Origin of the sequence: Corynebacterium sp. ACRPZ (assembly GCF_022346205.1) — a bacterium.
Classification (GTDB): Bacteria; Actinomycetota; Actinomycetes; order Mycobacteriales; family Mycobacteriaceae; genus Corynebacterium; species Corynebacterium lehmanniae.
In genome coordinates this window covers 75,619-92,082 of sequence record NZ_JAKRMR010000013.1, presented here as the reverse complement: position 1 = coordinate 92,082, position 16,464 = coordinate 75,619, and the positions used below count along the sequence as shown (strand labels likewise).

The 16,464-nt window shown below is 65.5% G+C and carries 14 protein-coding genes; 1 reads left to right on the top strand and 13 read right to left on the bottom strand.

Annotated elements, in window-relative coordinates:
* Positions 1–161 precede the first annotated feature (161 nt).
* The 4 genes from ffh to smc all read right to left on the bottom strand — a co-directional run bounded on the left by ffh (position 162) and on the right by smc (position 7,457).
* Positions 162–1,793, bottom strand: a complete 1,632-nt coding sequence (ffh, locus tag MHX64_RS09750; RefSeq protein WP_239356760.1) for a signal recognition particle protein — start codon at positions 1,791–1,793, stop codon at positions 162–164.
* Between the two features lie 121 nt (positions 1,794–1,914).
* Positions 1,915–3,570, bottom strand: coding sequence for a signal recognition particle-docking protein FtsY (gene ftsY / locus MHX64_RS09745; RefSeq protein WP_239356679.1), 1,656 nt, complete (start codon positions 3,568–3,570; stop codon positions 1,915–1,917).
* A gap of 56 nt (positions 3,571–3,626) precedes the next feature.
* Complete coding sequence (locus tag MHX64_RS09740) at positions 3,627–3,968, bottom strand: hypothetical protein (protein WP_239356680.1); 342 nt, start codon at positions 3,966–3,968, stop codon at positions 3,627–3,629.
* Between the two features lie 30 nt (positions 3,969–3,998).
* Complete coding sequence (smc, locus tag MHX64_RS09735) at positions 3,999–7,457, bottom strand: chromosome segregation protein SMC (RefSeq protein WP_239356681.1); 3,459 nt, start codon at positions 7,455–7,457, stop codon at positions 3,999–4,001.
* Between the two features lie 116 nt (positions 7,458–7,573).
* Here smc and MHX64_RS12105 point away from each other — a divergent pair, with 116 nt between their 5' ends.
* A complete protein-coding gene (locus MHX64_RS12105; protein ID WP_074431994.1) occupies positions 7,574–7,894 on the top strand; it encodes a helix-turn-helix domain-containing protein in 321 nt (106 codons plus the stop codon).
* A 16-nt stretch (positions 7,895–7,910) separates the two neighbouring features.
* Here MHX64_RS12105 and MHX64_RS09730 read toward each other — a convergent pair whose 3' ends face one another.
* Genes MHX64_RS09730 through gdhA form a run of 9 tightly spaced genes read right to left on the bottom strand, consistent with a single transcriptional unit; the run spans position 7,911 to position 16,378 of the window.
* Positions 7,911–8,195 (bottom strand): acylphosphatase, encoded by a 285-nt coding sequence (locus MHX64_RS09730; protein WP_239356682.1) that lies wholly within the window; start codon positions 8,193–8,195, stop codon positions 7,911–7,913.
* A gap of 20 nt (positions 8,196–8,215) precedes the next feature.
* Positions 8,216–10,036 carry a lipase family protein gene (locus tag MHX64_RS09725; RefSeq protein WP_239356683.1) on the bottom strand — a complete coding sequence of 607 codons (1,821 nt, stop codon included), beginning with the start codon at positions 10,034–10,036 and terminating at the stop codon, positions 8,216–8,218.
* A gap of 21 nt (positions 10,037–10,057) precedes the next feature.
* Complete coding sequence (locus tag MHX64_RS09720) at positions 10,058–11,566, bottom strand: sodium:alanine symporter family protein (protein WP_239356684.1); 1,509 nt, start codon at positions 11,564–11,566, stop codon at positions 10,058–10,060.
* A 53-nt stretch (positions 11,567–11,619) separates the two neighbouring features.
* Complete coding sequence (locus tag MHX64_RS09715; RefSeq protein ID WP_239356685.1) at positions 11,620–12,126, bottom strand: flavin reductase family protein; 507 nt, start codon at positions 12,124–12,126, stop codon at positions 11,620–11,622.
* A gap of 22 nt (positions 12,127–12,148) precedes the next feature.
* Complete coding sequence (mutM, locus tag MHX64_RS09710) at positions 12,149–12,970, bottom strand: bifunctional DNA-formamidopyrimidine glycosylase/DNA-(apurinic or apyrimidinic site) lyase (protein ID WP_239356686.1); 822 nt, start codon at positions 12,968–12,970, stop codon at positions 12,149–12,151.
* Positions 12,963–13,730, bottom strand: a complete 768-nt coding sequence (gene rnc, locus MHX64_RS09705) for a ribonuclease III (protein WP_239356687.1) — start codon at positions 13,728–13,730, stop codon at positions 12,963–12,965. Before rnc ends, mutM begins: the two co-directional genes overlap by 8 nt.
* The gene (locus MHX64_RS09700; RefSeq protein WP_239356688.1) at positions 13,727–14,263 is read right to left on the bottom strand and encodes a DUF177 domain-containing protein; all 537 of its coding nucleotides are present in this window, start codon (positions 14,261–14,263) and stop codon (positions 13,727–13,729) included. The genes rnc and MHX64_RS09700 overlap by 4 nt, the downstream gene beginning before the upstream one ends.
* A 19-nt stretch (positions 14,264–14,282) precedes the next feature.
* Positions 14,283–15,005 carry a DivIVA domain-containing protein gene (locus tag MHX64_RS09695; RefSeq protein WP_239356689.1) on the bottom strand — a complete coding sequence of 241 codons (723 nt, stop codon included), beginning with the start codon at positions 15,003–15,005 and terminating at the stop codon, positions 14,283–14,285.
* A gap of 26 nt (positions 15,006–15,031) precedes the next feature.
* Complete coding sequence (gene gdhA, locus MHX64_RS09690; RefSeq protein WP_239356690.1) at positions 15,032–16,378, bottom strand: NADP-specific glutamate dehydrogenase; 1,347 nt, start codon at positions 16,376–16,378, stop codon at positions 15,032–15,034.
* Positions 16,379–16,464 lie beyond the last annotated feature (86 nt).

Genomic DNA, 16,464 nt, shown 5'->3' with positions numbered 1-16,464 from the left:
GCCCCACCGCCGGAGCCCCGCCGCCGGAGCCCCACCCCACAGAACCAGAGCGAGAAACCCCTAGTACGGCCGAAAACTGGCCATACTAGGGGTCCTCCGCTCGGGGTCTGCGGGAGAGTGCCGCCGGTTGGCAACAACGCCCGGGCAGACCGCAGCGCGGCTTAGAAGAACTTGCCCTTCTGCATGCGCTTCATCGCTTCGTTGAAGTCGAGGTTGTTCAGGTCCATGCCTTGCATGCCCGCTGGCAGCTGCTCCTGGAGCTTCTCCAGCTCCTTCGGATCCGGCATCCCACCGGGCATCCCCGGCATACCGCCGCCCATGCCCGGCATGCCCGGCATCTTGGGCATGCCACCTCCGCGCTTCGGCGGCTTGCGCTTGCCGTTCTTGCCCTTGCGGCCCTTCGGCTTCTTCTTCGTTGCGGAGCGGCCGCCACCCATGCCCGGCATGCCCGGCAGGCCGAACTGGCTGGCCATCTGTCCCATCATCTTCTTGGCTTCGAAGAAGCGGTCGACGAGCTGGTTGACGTCGGAGACTTTCACGCCGGAGCCGTTGGCGATGCGCTTGCGTCGGGAAGCGTTGAGGATCTTCGGGTCCTGGCGCTCCTCGGGCGTCATGCCGCGGATGATGGCCTGGATGCGGTCGAGCTGCTTCTCGTCGACCATGTCGGCCATCTGGTTCATCTGCTTGCCGCCCGGCATCATCTTCAGCAGGTTGCCGATGGGCCCCATGCGGCGGATCATCAGCAGCTGGTCCAGGAAGTCCTCCAGGGTCAGCTCGCCGGACGTGAGCTTGTTCGCGGCAGCCTCGGCGTCCTGCTCGTTGTAGGTCGCCTCGGCCTGCTCGATCAGAGAGAGCAGATCGCCCATGCCGAGGATTCGGCTGGACATGCGCTCCGGGTGGAAGACGTCGAAGTCCTCGAGCTTCTCGCCTGTCGACGCGTACAGGATCGGCTTGCCGGTGACCTCACGGATGGACAGTGCCGCACCGCCGCGGGCGTCGCCGTCGAGCTTGGTCAGCACCACGCCGGTGAAATCTACGCCCTGGGCGAACGCCTCGGCGGTCTTGACGGCGTCCTGGCCGATCATGGCGTCGATGACGAAGAGGACCTCGTCGGGGTTGACGGCGTCGCGGATGTTGCGCGCCTGGGTCATCAGCGTCTCGTCGATGCCGAGGCGACCCGCGGTATCGATGATGACCACGTCGTTCTTTTGTTGCTTGGCGTACTCGATGCCCTGCTGCGCCACGGCGACCGGGTCGCCGTGGGAGGTGCCCATCTCGTGCTCGTAGGAATCCAGGGACGTGCCCGGGTCCGGTGCGAAGGTGGGCACGCCGGCGCGCTCGCCGACGATCTGCAGCTGCTGCACCGCACCCGGGCGCTGCAGGTCGCAGGCCACCAGCATCGGGGTGTGGCCCTGCTTGGCCAGGTGGTTAGCCAGCTTGCCGGCCAGCGTCGTCTTACCGGCACCCTGCAGACCGGCGAGCATGATCACGGTCGGCGGGTTTTTCGCCATGTTGAGCCGGCGCGTTTCGCCGCCGAGGATGTTGGTCAGCTCCTCGTCGACGATCTTGATCACCTGCTGCGCAGGGTTCAGCGCCGCTGAGACATCGGCGCCGAGCGCGCGCTCCTTGACGCGCTTGATAAACGCGCGCACGACGGTGAGCGAGACGTCCGCCTCAAGCAGGGCGAGACGGATCTCGCGCGCGGTGGCGTTGATGTCTTCCTCGGTGAGCTTGCCCTTGCCGCGCAGGCCGCCGAGGGCTGATTGGAGGCGGTCGGACAGTGACTCGAACACGGTGTGCACGCTCCCTTGTGCTGCTAGCGGAAAATAATCCCCACAAGACTAGCGCGCGCCCCGGGCAATGGGCACATCACTGTGTCATCGCCGGGGCGCGGAGGCGTCGATAGGCAAATGCTTAGCCGAGCAACGCGTCGACGAAGCTTTCCACCTCAAACGGCGCGAGGTCGTCGGCGCCCTCGCCGAGGCCGACGAGCTTGACGGGCACGCCGAGCTCCTCCTGCACCTGGAAGACGATGCCGCCCTTCGCGGTGCCGTCCAGCTTGGTCAACACCACGCCGGTGATGTCCACGACCTCGCGGAACACACGCGCCTGCATGATGCCGTTCTGGCCGACGGTGGCATCCAGCACCAGCAGCACCTCGTCGACGTTGCTCTTCTTTTCCACCACGCGCTTGACCTTGCCCAGCTGGTCCATCAGGCCGGTGGAGGTGTGCAGGCGGCCCGCGGTGTCCACGAGCACGACGTCCGCGCCCTCGGACACGCCGGTGGCCACGGCGTCGAAGGCGACGGACGCCGGGTCCGCGCCCTCCTTACCGCGCACGGTGGAGGCGCCGACGCGTTTGCCCCAGGTCTCCAGCTGGTCCGCGGCAGCCGCGCGGAAGGTATCGGCGGCGCCGAGGACCACGGAGTGGCCCATGGACACCAGCACGCGCGCGAGCTTGCCGGTGGTGGTGGTCTTTCCGGTGCCGTTGACGCCGACGACCAGGATCACGGCGGGCTTGCCGTCGTTCGGCATGGCCTTGATCGAGCGGTCCATCTCTGGGCGCGCGGCCTCGATGAGCGTCTCGCGCAGCATCGCGCGGGCCTGATCCTCAGTTTCCACGCCGCGCTCGGCGATCTTCTCGCGCAGCGAGTCCGTGACCTTCATGGTCAGCTCGGCGCCGAGGTCCGCCATGATCAGCGTGTCTTCGATCTCCTCCCAGGCGTCCTCGTCCAGGTCGCCCGCGGTGAGGATGCCCAGCAGCCCCTGCCCGATCGCGTTCTGAGAGCGCGACAGGCGCCCGCGCAGCTTGCCCATGCGGCCGGCGGCCGGCGCAATGTCGTCCAGCGGCTCCTCGGTCGGCGCCTCAACCACCACGGCGTCATCGGAGACCTCCGCGCCCTCCTGGCGCGCCTCGTCCGCACTCTCCTGCGCGGCCGCCGCAGCCGCCGCGGCTTCCTCGGCCTCAGCCTCAGCAGCAGCCTGCTTATCGACGGGCTCCGCCTCGACCTCGTCAACCCTCTCCACGGGCTCAGCTGGTTCTACCGGCTCGGCCGGCTCGACGGGCTCGGCCGGTTCCGCGGGCTCGGCCGGTTCCGCGGGCTCGACCGGTTCCGCGGGCTCGACCGGCTTCTCCTCGGCAACCGGCTCAGCTGGCTCCACCGGCGCCTCCGGCTCAGCGTTCGCGGGCTGGGTGGTTTCGGTGGGGACCTGCGGTTCGTCGTCACGCGAAATTGCGCGCTCGACCACGGTCTCCTCTTCCTCCTGCTTCGGCGGGACGAAAGCCGCGGCTGCTTCCTGCTTCGGCGCGGGCTTCTCACGGCGAACCGGCTCCGGCTGCTTCGGCTGCGCATCTGCCTGCGCGAAGTTGAAGCCGCCCTTCGCCTGGTAGTTGCCCGACTTCTCCTGCTGGGTCAGCTCCTTGGGCTCCTCGACCTTGTCAAAGGAGATGGTCTTCGATTCCCTGCGCTTCTTCCCGGCAACGACAATGCCGATGAGGATCAGCGCAATGACGATGACTGCAAGGACAATCCAAAACGCAGTGCTGTTGACTAAAGCATTGAGATCCATGCGCTCTAGTGTGCCAGCACCGCCGACATCACGCGGGGACGGGCATCAAGAAGGCCCTAGTGGCTCTTTTGGTAGAGCTCCCCGTCGCCGAGCCCGATCCGCAAATCCCCCTCGTCCGTTTGAGTGACCGGCAACCGTGTTTCCGCGCCGTCCGCGGTGAAAATGAGATTCTCCCCATCGACGGTGCACGCCTCATCGCCCTCAGCATTTCCCGGCTCGGCAACGTGGTGCAGCGTGCAGTCGCCCCCGTCGATAGTGAGGGTACTGGTCAGACTCTCCTCACCAGCTGATTCAACCTTGGTGTAGGTGCCGTCCAGGTCCGCTGAGGTGGAGCATCCGCCAACTACGAGAACCAGCGCGAAAACACCTACCACCGCCGAGGTACGCGATACAGACATAGTCATCCTTTCTCCAACTTTCGGATGATATTACACTGCGGGCGCAGCCCCGGCAGGCTGCATACGCTGGGACAGCACGCGGGTCACACCGTCGCCGCGCATGGTCACGCCGTAGAGCACGTTCGCCACGTCCATGGTGGGCTTCTGGTGCGTGATCACGATGAGCTGGGAGTCCTGCCGCAGCTCCTCGAGCAGGGCGATGAGGCGGCGGAGGTTGACGTCGTCAAGTGCTGCCTCGACCTCGTCGAGCACGTAGAACGGGCTGGGGCGCGCGCGGAAGATCGCCACCAGGAAGGCAAGGGCCGTCAGGGACTTCTCGCCGCCGGAAAGCAAGGACAGACGCTTGACCCGCTTGCCAGGCGGGCGGGCCTCGATCTCGATGCCGGTGGCGAGCATGTCCTCTGGTTCGGTGAGCACAAGCCGCGCCTCGCCGCCCGGGAACAGGGTCTGGAACACGCGCGGGAACTCCGCCTCCACGTCCGCCCAGGCGTCGGTGAACAGCTGCAGGATCTGCGCGTCGACGTCCTCGATCACGTTCGTGAGATCCTTGCGCGCCTGGATCACGTCGTCGAGCTGCGTGCTCAAAAACGTGTAGCGCTCCTCCAAGGCCTTGAACTCCTCTAGCGCCAACGGGTTGACCTTGCCCAGGGCGCGCAGGTCTTTCTCCGCCTGCTTGAGACGCTTCTGCTCGGCGTCGCGGTCGAAGTCTTCGCCCGGGGTGTAGTCCGCGAGCAAGTCGGACACCGCGATGCCCAAAGACGCGGTGATGTTGGACTCTGCCTCGTCGATGCGCACCTGCGCCTGCGAGCGCGCGATGTCGGACTGGTGCGCGTTGTCCGTCAGCCGCGCGAGCTGCTGGCGGGTGGCTCCCACCTGCTGGCGCGCCTGCTGCACCTTGCCCTGCAGGGAGTTGACCTGCGCATTCAGCTCGTCGCGCTCGGCGGTAGCGCGGGCGAGCGCGTCCTCGATGCGGGCTGCCAGGTCGCGCGCGTGCTTCTCGACGGCACTGGCCAGCTCCCCTTCCGCCCTCCGGCGAGCCATCGCCGCCTCATGGCGGGCCTTCGCCTGCCGCTCCTGCTCCGCCTGCCGGCGCAACGCATCGCCCTTGCCAGCCTCCGCTTCCGCACGCTGCTGCGCGGTGCGCGAGGCGAGCGTGGCCTCCATTTCCAGCGACTTAGCGTGGTTGAGCGCGTTTCTGGCCTGGTCGCGCTGCTCCGTCGACGGCTCCTCGGGTGACTCAGCCACGTCCGTGTCCACGCGGGTGAGGCGGTCGCGCGTCTCCTCCAGCTCGGCCTTGCGCTGCGCCAGGCGCGCGTCCGCGTCGTTCGCCCTTGCTGCCGCGCGCTCGTGCTCTGACTTGTTCGCCTCGGCCTGCTTGACCAGTCGGGCGAGGTCGCGGCGCCAGGATTCCACCTCGGTGTCGTGCTCGCGCAACGCGGCCTTGGCGGAAGCGGCGCTCATGCGGGCCTCGTCGGCGGCGACGGTCGCGCCCTCGAGCGTGCCAGCAAGCTCCTCGAGCAGCTGCTGCGCCTCGGCGAGCTCCGACTTCGCGGCCTCGATGCGGGCGGAGACCTCCACCGTGGACGTCTGCCCGGTGCCGGCGGCGACCCACCCCTCGCCCACCAGCACGCCCGCTGGGGTGACAGCGCGCAGGCGCGGGTCCTGTTCCACCACGCCGCGGGCGGCGACGAGGTCGTCCGCCACCACCACGTCCGCGAGCAGGCGCGTGACCGGGCCAACCACCGTTGGGTCCAGCTCCACGTGGTCGAGCAACCAATCCACCTCGCCGTCGGTGTCCAAGCGCCAGGTCGACCCGCCGCGCGCGTCCACCACCACCGTGCGCGCGGCGGACTCCAGTGCGCCGACCGCGTCGTCGGAGACCTCGCCCGCCAGCGCCTCGGCGTGCTCGCCGAGCGCGGCAGCGAGCGCGCGGTCCAGCCCTGGCTCCACGGTGACCAGGCCGGCAAGGGCGGTGAAGCCTTCCAGCACGTCCTCCGCCGAACGCTTCGGCGCCTGCTCCGCCAGGGTGTCAATGCGCGACTGCAGGGTCGCCACGGCCCGCTCGTGCTCGCGCTGCTTCGCCCGCAGCTGGTCCAGGCGCTTGTCGGCGGCGTCGGATTCGGTGTGGGCGCGGGCGAATGCGTCGTCGAGAGGCGAACGCTCCGAGCTAAAGCCCGCAATGCGCTCCTCGACGGACGCGACCTCCGCATCGGCCTCCCGGGCGCGCTGCTTCGTCTCCGCGAGCGTCTCCTCCAGGCGGCGGACCTCGTCCTCGGCCGCCTCGACCGCCGCTGCCTGGGACTCCTCCTGCGCGATCAGGCGCACAACACCTTCACGACGGTCCGCGATCGCGCGCACCTGCGCCATGTGCTCGCGCTCGGCGGCGTCGAAGGCCTCCTGCCGCTCGGCAACTTCCTCGCGGATGGTCTCGAGCTTCTCCGCGGCCTCTTCGGCGGCTTCGAGGGCCTCGGCGTAGCGCTCGTCGGCAAGCGAAGCCCTCGCCTCCAGGTCCTCCGGATCTTGGCCCGCGTAGGGTGCGAACGAGTTGGAACTGCGGGCGCGCTCCGAAGCAATGCGCTGGGTGGCGCTGACGCGCTCAGCCAGCGTGGACAGCGCGAACCACAACTGCTGCGCCTCCTGCGCCTGCGGCTGCAGCTCCTGCTGGCGGGCTTCCACGGCCTCCTGCTCCTCCACCGCGGTCTCTAGCGTGGCGGTGACGGTTTCCACCTGCTCCGCCAGCATCTCGGCGGCGCGCTCGGCGTCGGCGTACTTCGCGCGCAGCCGCACCACCTGGTCACCGGCGAGCTTAAGCTTCGCGTCACGCAACTCCGCCTGCACCGCAGCACCCCGTTTGGCGGCCTCGGCCTGGCGGGCCAAGGGTTTGAGCTGCTTGCCCAGCTCATCGGTGAGGTCGGTGAGGCGGTCCAGGTTCGCCTGCATGCCCGTGAGTTTGCGCTGCGCCTTCTCCTTACGGCGGCGGTGCTTGAGCACACCCGCAGCCTCCTCGATGAACGCGCGGCGCTCCTCGGGGCGCGAATCCAGAATCTCGGAGAGCTTGCCTTGGCCGACGATGATGTGCATCTCGCGGCCGATGCCGGAATCGGACAACAGCTCCTGGATGTCCATCAGGCGCGCCTTGGAGCCGTTGATCTCGTACTCCGAGGCGCCGTCGCGGAACATCCGGCGGGTGATGGCCACATCTGTGTAGTCGATGGGCAGGCGTTTGTCCGTGTTGTCGAAGGTGAGGGTGACCTCCGCGCGCCCCAGCGGTTTGCGGCCGCCTGCGCCGGCGAAGATGACGTCTTCCATCTTCCCGCCGCGCAGATTCTTCGCGCCTTGCTCGCCCATCACCCACGCGAGTGCATCCACCACGTTGGACTTGCCGGAGCCGTTCGGCCCCACCACCGCGCAGATGCCGGGCTCGAATTTCATCGTCGTCGCCGACGCGAAGGACTTGAATCCTTTGAGCGTCAGCGATTTCAGGTGCATTGGAGCAGTGTAACCCAGCGTGCGCGACGCCAGGCAAGGGAACAAGGAAAGCCCAGTGGACGTGGTCCAAGACTCCCGTAATATCTGCTATAACCGATATTAGAGGGGATGCTGCAATGAGCTACGCGGATAACAATTCCAAAGAAATAGATTTTGGGAGCCACTTGAAGGACCCCGGATTCGCGGGAGCTTTTGAGGATGCCTCCGCCCGGTCCACTCTCGTAGAAACACTGCGTCAGCTCAGGAAAGCGTCCGGCCAGACCCAACGTCAAGTTGCGGACGCCATGGGCACCACTCAGTCTGCGATTTCAGATCTGGAACGGGGTGAATCAGACCCGCAACTGTCGACCGTGCAGCGCTATGCGCGAGCAGTCGGGGCGAAGATCCGTTTCACCGTGGATTCACCTGACTACGCTACGTCCCCGGACTCCCCCTAGTCGTCAAACAGTGAGCTCATCGCTCCTCAAACCCTTCCGCGCCCTTCGGCTCCCCGAACTGCGCCTGGACGTGCTCCACATTTCCCGGGCGCTTCGCAGTCGAAGGCTGCTCTTCAAGAAGGGCTTTGAGCTTCTCGACGGCACCTTCGGCCCCCTCCGCAACCACCTCAACCCTGCCGTCTGAAAGGTTCTTCGCGTATCCGGCCAATCCCAGCTCTAGGGCGCGGGAGCGGGTCCACCAGCGAAACCCCACCCCCTGGACGTTGCCGCGGACATGGGCGGTCATGCGTGTTGTTGTCATGCCACCCAAGCGTAGCGGGGTTAGCGTACCTTCGGACTAAGTCTTTTCTCTTCCGCGTAGCGAATCGCTTTCCGCACCGTGGCGAGCTTCCGATCTGTGTCCTTGAGTCCCGGCGCATTTTTGTCGCTGAACCGTTCAAGCTTTGACCGTTGACGAATAAGGTCACGCTCCAGTTCAGTCCACACGTGCCACACTGATTCATCACACGGCATTCTCCATGTGTCTCGCAGAATCAGCCGGGACAACTGAATGTGGATTACTCCCTCGAATTCCTCGGCGGTGCTCCCTGCGGTCATCATTCCCACTGCAATAGTCCCCGACCCAGCAGACACAAGTGCTCCTGCGGTGAGAAGGCCTCCCACCATGCCACCGGGGCCGAAGGATGCCAATGCACTTGTAACGGCCGCTGCCCCAGCCAGTCCTGGTGCAGCTGGCAGTAAAAGTCCTCCTGAGGCAACTACAGCAAGCGCACCAGCTCCCAGCAATCCCCACTTCATAAGCCGCGTTTTACCAGCCAACGCCTTGGAAGCTTCTTCAAGTGCGTCGAACGCGTCCTCCCCCTGCTGCGGGGTCAGCGCCATCTCCGCCGCAAGCTGCCTCATAGCCGAGATACGCACTGATTCTTTAACCTCCACCTCATATGGAGAGAGAGGATTTTGAAGGGCAAGTGTGATGAGATCCTTCGCCGCTTGGTCGCGGTCCGGGAACAAGTGCACCACCGGAGTGCTGAGGTTATCGGGGTCACAAACCTCATTCGTCTGCAGGACAGAAAGACCGCCAGGTATGGCACGTCGTTCCATTGTGCGTTTAGCAATGAGGTCGTTAATCACCTGAAACTGCGTATCAGAGAGCGCTCCACCGAATCGCTCTTTTGTGTCACCCTTCAGGTTTTCCCGGATCAGGTGCGACAAACGTAGACCCGCAAGAACTAGCTTTTCCTCGTGGTCCATCTGAACATCCACGCCTGTTTCAATCACCGCGAGCTCAGCCGATTGCGCTCCGAATAGAGCATATCCAACTGCTTTACCTACGAGCTCTTCTTCCAGATACTCATGTGCAGAGTGTGCAAAGTACGGATTAACTGGTGTGGACACACGGAGATCCAGCAACCACGGCACAACCGACGATGCTCCGCGCAGGGCAGCAACGGGATCCCAGTGACTCCAGAAGTTAATCCACCATGCGAGATTGGACGGCGGTTCTTTGAGGTTGGTCTCAAGCTTGCTCAAATCAAAGTTGCCCTGCGCTAGAGGGCTCCCGATAGTGACCATGCCTGCAATTTTGAGGTTGTGCGGTATGCGGGGCAGCAAGTCAGCCGCGATCACGCTGCCCAGGCTGTGTCCGATAAGCACAATTGACCCATCGGCCGGCAACTGCCGGATAACCCGGTTAAGCACATCGCGCCGAACTTTGTCATCGTTCATGTAGTTGCTGGCTTCTCGGAACTTATTGAACCTGAAGGCCGCTGCTGCAGCCATCTCCGCAGCGGTTGCTAGGGGTTTGGGTCCGAGAGCATCTGTGTCGGCGAGGCGACGCTCCATCGCAGCCATGAGCGAATCGAACTCGGATCTTTTCTGGCGACGCTCCGAGGACGACTGTTTCGTCTGCGTAATTGGGGGAATCGGGGCGTCGATTTTGTCTGGGTCGCCGTTGAGTTTCTGAAGGAGATCAGCGTAGGAGGGCTCGACGATACTGACGTCTTCCAACCCCGGGTACCCCGCAGCGTGAAGCCCTCGGGCAAGCCCTTCCTTCCATTTTGCAGAGGAAGGCGCCTCTGGCCCCTTGCTGTTCACGCCGTGCAGATAGACCAGCGTGGGAGTAGTTTTCTCAGGCCGATTCATGGTACCTGAGTTTACAACTGACTAACGCCCGTCGTAGCTCTCGCTGATGGTGATGCGGTCCTCTTCGCTGCGGCGGGTCACCGGGTCGGAGCCGTCCCAGTACTCTACGTTCTTCAGCTCCGGCAGCATCTCGCGGTGGAACACCGGGTCGATGCCCTTGCGGCGCTGGTCGTTGAAGTTCTTCAGCAGCTTCAGCGCCACGCCACCGAGCGGGACGATGGCGACGATGTTGAAGATGGCAAGCATTCCGGCCATGGTGTCGCCAAGCGCCCACACCAGCGGAACGGAGCCGAACGCGCCGAAGATGACAAAGCCGATGACCACCAGGCGGAACACCGTCATCGCGGTCTTCGAGTCGGTGAGGTATTGCAGGTTCGCCTGTGCGAGGTAGTAGTTGCCGATCACGGAGGAGAACGCCAGGAAGAACAGGATGAACGTGATGGCGTGCGCGCCCCATGCGCCGACGGAGTCAGCCAGCGCGGACTGAGTCAACGACGCGCCCTGGATGTCATCGCGGCCGTAGGTTACGGCCGGGCCGAGCAGCACCACGAACGCGGTGATGGAGCAGACCAGCAGGGTGTCGAAGTAGACGCCGAGGGTCTGCACGAGGCCCTGCTTGACGGGGTGGGACACCGTGGCGGTGGCGGCGGCGTTCGGGGCAGAGCCCATACCGGCCTCGTTGGAGAACAGGCCGCGGCGCATGCCTTGCATGAACGCGGCACCGACGCCAGCGCCGACAACCTGCTCGAGGCCCAAGGCGTGGCCGACGATCATCTCGATCATGCCCGGGATCTCGCGCCAGTTGATCACCAGCACGGCCAGGCCGATGAGGATGTAGGCGCCGGCCATGAACGGCACGATGACCTGGGTCCAGGAGGCGATGCGGGTCACGCCGCCGAAGATGACCAAGGCGGTCAGCACAGCAATCACGCCGGCGACGACGGCCTTGAGCGCGACGGAGTCGGTGCCCAGGGAACCGCCGACCGCCTCGACGATGGAGTTGGTCTGGATGGCGTTGTAGACAAAGCCGTAGGTGATGGCCAAGAACGCGGAGAAGATCACGGCGAGCGGCTTCCAGCCCAGGCCGCGCGTCATGTAGTAGGCCGGCCCGCCGTGGTAGTTGCCCTCGGCGTCCTTGGTCTTCCACAGCTGCGCTAGGGTGGACTCCACAAATGCGGTTGCGCCGCCGAGCAACGCCAGCATCCACATCCAGAACACCGCGCCCGGCCCGCCGATGGAGATTGCCAGCGCCACGCCGGCGATGTTGCCGGTGCCCACGCGCGAGGCGGCGGAAATGGTGAAGGCCTTGAATGCGGACAGGCCGCCGTACTCTTCATCGAGGTCGCGCCCCTCGCGGTCCTTGCCCTTCGGGGTTTCGGCGACCGCCTTGAGCATCTCCGGGAACAGGCGGATTTGAACGAACAGTGTGCGCACGCCGAAGTAGACGCCGGCGAGGACGAGGAACACGGGGACGACGTTCCAGATCACGCCGTTGAGGGTGTCCTCGACGAATGAGGTAGCGGTTTCCATGGCGGGCAGTGTATCGCCAGGTTGCCCACATCACACAACGGCGGGTCTTTAAGCTACCCCTCCACCGCCGGTGTGCACACCTCACCGGGCTGGATCGCGCCGTGGGTGCCAAACTCGCGCTGCCAGTACAGCAGCGGGCAGTTGGTGTTGACGTCGGTGGCGGCAACGTCGACAAGCACGAGCACATGGTCGCCCGCCTCAATCCTCTGCGCGACCTTCCCAGCCACCCAGGTGTGGTTGCCGGCCAGCTGCGGCGCGCCGTCCGCCATCTGCCACTCCACCCCCGCGAAGCGGTCCACCCCTTTGGATGCGAAGCGCCGCGCGAGCAAGTTCTGCTCGGTGGAGAGCACATTAATGCCTATCGACGCACCTTCGGGCAACAACGCCAACAGCGACGACCTCTTGTCCAGAGACACCAGCACCATCGGCGGATCCAGCGACAGGGACATAAATGCGCTGACGGTGGTGCCGTGTGGGTCTGTCGCGGAACCGGTGGTCACGATCGCCACCGCGGCAGCCAGCTGGCTCATTGCGTCTTTGAATGCTGACTGATCAACCATGTCGCACCACCGTACTCGTGCGCTAGCGCACCTGGCAGACCGGGCAGTAGTAGCTGGAGCGCCCACCCACCGTCACGCGCTCGATCGGGGTGCCGCAGCGCGCGCAGGGTTTGCCCGCCTGCCCGTAGGCGTTGAGTGAGCGGGAGAAATACCCGGACGCGCCGTTGACGTTGACGTACAGCGAGTCGAAGCTGGTGCCGCCCTGCTCCAGCGAACGTGCCATCACCTCGCGCGAGGCGTCCAGCACGGCCTCCGCATCGCGCTGCCGCATGGTCTTCGCGCTGCGCCAGGGTTTCAGGAGCGCGGCCCACATGGCCTCGTCGGCGTAGATGGAGCCGATGCCGCTGACCACCTCCTGGTTCAGCAGCACATTCTTCAGCGGCGATCGTCTGCGCCGCATCGCACGCGCAGTCTCGCGCAGGTCGAAGTCGTCCTCGAACGGGTCGGGGGCGATGTGCAGCGCGGGCTGCGGGACACCGCCCACAAGCTGCGTGTACTGCCAAAACCCGAAGGTGCGCTGGTCCACAAAATCCAGCTCCACCTCCCCCATGTCCGCACGGATGCGCAGGTGCGGGGAGGTCACGGTGCCATGCTTTGCGACGAGCATCTGCCCGCTCATGCGCAAATGCACGAGGAGTGCTGCGCCGTCGCTGAGCGTGAACCACATGTATTTGCCGCGGCGGCCCGTGCCGGTGATAGTCAGGCCGGGCAGGGTTTGCTCCAAGTCGACGGTGTTGCCGCGGGCGGCCCGGGGGTGCAGCACCTCCACCCGCTGGAAGGTGCGGCCGACCACGTGCTGGTCCAGCCCGCGGCGCACCACCTCAACTTCGGGCAGCTCAGGCATTGCCGCGCACGGCCTCCGCTGCGTGGTCGCGCAGGTACAGGACTGCCTGGTGGGCCGCCTCCTGCTCCGCCAGCTTCTTGTTCGGGCCGGTGCCGGTGCCGCGGGAAACCCCGCCCACCAGCGCCTGCGCGGTAAACGTCTGGTTGTGCTCGGGACCTTCAGCCTCGGAGACGTACTCCGCCACCGGCAGCTTCAGCTCGGCAAGGCGCACCTGCAGGTCGGTCTTCCAGTCGTGGTGCTTCTTGCTCACGGTGGCGGTGCGGAGCTTCTCGTCGAAAAGCTTGAGTATCACATCGCGCGCCGGCTCGAAGCCGTGCTGCAGGTAGATCGCGCCGAAGATCGCCTCGGTGGTGTCCGCGAGGATCGACTCTTTCTCGCGGCCGCCGGTGAGCTCTTCGCCTTTACCGATGAGCACGTGTGCGCCCAGGTCGATGTCGCGGGCGATGTCGGCCAGGCCGTAGCGCGAGACGATCGCAGCGCGCATCGGTGACAGGTCCGACTCCGGGCGCGAGGGGTACAGCTCGAACAGCTTGGTGGCAACGGACAGGCCCAGCACGGCATCGCCGACGAACTCCAAGCGCTCGTTGTTGGGCAGGTGCCCGTGCTCGTTGGCGAACGAGCGGTGGGTAAGCGCGAGCTTCAGGCTCTCGCGCTCGATGTCCACGCCGAGGTGCGCAAGGAGCGGGGCGTGGTCGACGGCGTCAAACGCCTGCTCCCACAGCTCGTCCGCGTTGGCCTTGTTCTTCTTCGAGCGGCTCACAGGAACTTCTCCAGGCCGGCCCAACGCGGGTCGACCAGGTTGTGTTCCTCGCCCTCGACCGCGTCCGGGGCCGGCACGTCGGTGTCGCCCTCGCACTCCGGCTCGCAGGTGGGATTGAACGGCCAGTTCATACCGGCCTCGTCCACGAATGCCTGCTCCAGGTCCACGGTGCCGTCGACAACCTTGCGGATCTCGTCGCCGGAGCCCTGGTCCTCGTCTTCCTCACTGTCGCCGGTGATGAAGTCGTCGGAGGCAGAAAACACCTCGGAGACGCGCAGCGTCTCTGTCGGGGTGAGTGCCTTCAGGCAGCGCACACACTGGCCCTCAAGCTGCGCCGTGGCGGTGGCATCCACCATCACTCCGGAGCCGAGCGGGATCAGCGTCGCCTCAATTTCAACCTCGCGTCCCTCAGGGATCGCGATCATCTCGGGGCCGATGCGCGCCGGGGACGGACCCGTCTGCGTCACAGTCTCTGGGGTGCCGTCGCCGCCGAGGACTTCGCTTACGTCGAATACGAAAGGGTTGGTAGACATAGCGGCCACAGACTACCCGTTAGTACTCGTCGCGGCGGCCGCGAGCCGCCGCACCTGCGGCACCGGCACCGCGGCGCAGCGCGGAACGGTCGGAGGAGACGGTCTGCAGCACGCTCCGCAGCCCGTCTTCGAACTCGGCGAGCTTGGAATCGACGTAGTCGTCGCACTCGGAGCGCAGGCGGTTGGACTCGGCGGTCGCCTCGTCCACCAGGCGGTGCGCCTCCTCGTCGGCGCGGCGCATGACCTCGGACTCGGAGATCAGACGCTCCTGCTCCGCCAGGCCCTTGTCCACGGTGCGCTGGTACTCGGCGTTGCCGGACTCGACAATGTTGTCGGCCTCGCGCTGCGCGTTGGTCACGGTCATCTCGGCCACGTTCTGCGCCTGGGTGACCATCATGTTGGATTCTTCTTCCGCGTCGGTGACCAGGTTGGTCGCGCGCGCCTGCGCGTCAGAGAGCATCGACTCGGACTCGGAGTGCGCGTCGGAGACGATGCGGCGGGCATCCTCCTCGGCGTCGCCGACGAGCATGTCGGCGCGGTCCTGCGCCCCGCGCAGGATCTCGTCCTGCTTGTCCAGCACGTCCTGCGCGTCGTCCAAGTCGACGGGCAGGGCGTTCCGGAGGTCGTCGAGAAGCCCGAGCATCTCGTTGCGGGGAACCATGCAATTAGAGGTCATAGGCACGCCGTAGGCCTGCTCCAGGGTTTGAACTAGCTCATCCAGGGCTTCAAAAACGCGGTACATGGTGCCTAAGCGTACCCGCTAGAGCGCTAAATCACGCCCTGAGCGAGCATCGCGTCGGCCACCTTTTTAAAACCGGCGATATTTGCGCCGATGACGTAGTCGCCCGCGCGGTCGTATTCCTCGGCGGTGTTCTTGGTCACCTTGAAGATGTTGGACATGATCTGCTGGAGACGGTCGTCCGTGTAGTCGAAGGACCAGGAGTCGCGCGAGGCGTTCTGCTGCATCTCCAAAGCGGAGGTGGCTACACCGCCGGCGTTAGCGGCCTTACCTGGGCCGAAGCACACGCCGCGGTTGCGGAAGACCTCGATCGCCTCGGCGGTAGACGGCATGTTCGCTCCCTCGGCGACGTAGCGCACACCATTGTCAACCAGGGTGCGCGCGTGGTCGCCGCCCAGCTCGTTTTGCGTCGCGCACGGTAGCGCCACATCGGCCTTGAGGTCCCAGATGGAACCGTCGGCGTGGAAGGTCGCGCCGGTGGTTTCCTCCGCGTACTCGGACACGCGCCCGCGACGCTTCTCCTTGATGTCCCGGACGAGCTCGATGTCCACGCCATTGGGGGTCTCCACCCAGCCGGAGGAATCGGAGAAGCCGACCACGGTCGCCCCGAGTTCCTGCGCCTTCTGCATGGCGTAGATGGCAACGTTGCCGGAGCCGGACACGATCACCTTGGCGCCGTCGATGGATTCGTTGTTGGCCTTCATCATCTCGTTGGTGAAGTACACGCAGCCGTAGCCGGTGGCCTCTTTACGCACCAGCGAGCCGCCCCAGGTCAGACCCTTGCCGGTGAGCACACCCGATTCGTGCTGGTCCACCAGGCGGCGGTACTGGCCGAACAGGTAGCCGATCTCGCGGCCGCCCACGCCGATGTCGCCGGCGGGCACGTCGCGGTACTCGCCGATGTGGCGCCACAGCTCAGTCATGAAGGACTGGCAAAAGCGCATGATTTCCCCGTCGGAGCGGCCCTTCGGGTCGAAGTCGGAGCCGCCCTTGCCGCCGCCGATAGGCAGTCCGGTCAGGGAATTTTTGAAGATCTGCTCGAAGCCGAGGAACTTGATAATCCCCAGGTTCACGCTCGGGTGGAAACGCAGCCCGCCTTTGTAGGGGCCGAGCGCGGAGTTGAACTGGACCCGGAAGCCGCGGTTGACGCGCACATTGTTGTCGTCGTCCAGCCAGGGCACCCGGAAGATGATTTGGCGCTCCGGCTCGCAGAGGCGCTCGATCAGCCCGTAGTCCGCGTAGTGCGGGTCTTTCTCCAGCACGATCTTCAGCGAATCCAGCACCTCGGCCACTGCCTGGTGGAACTCCGGCTCGCCCGCGTTGCGCTCCAACAGCTTTTGATAGTAACCGGCAACTTCTTGATCAATCGCGCTCATTGGGCGTGGCCTCCGATATCTATAGCTATGCAGAATTCTGTACCGGACAAACTTTACAACACCGTTCGGCCGCTCGTCGCCGGCAG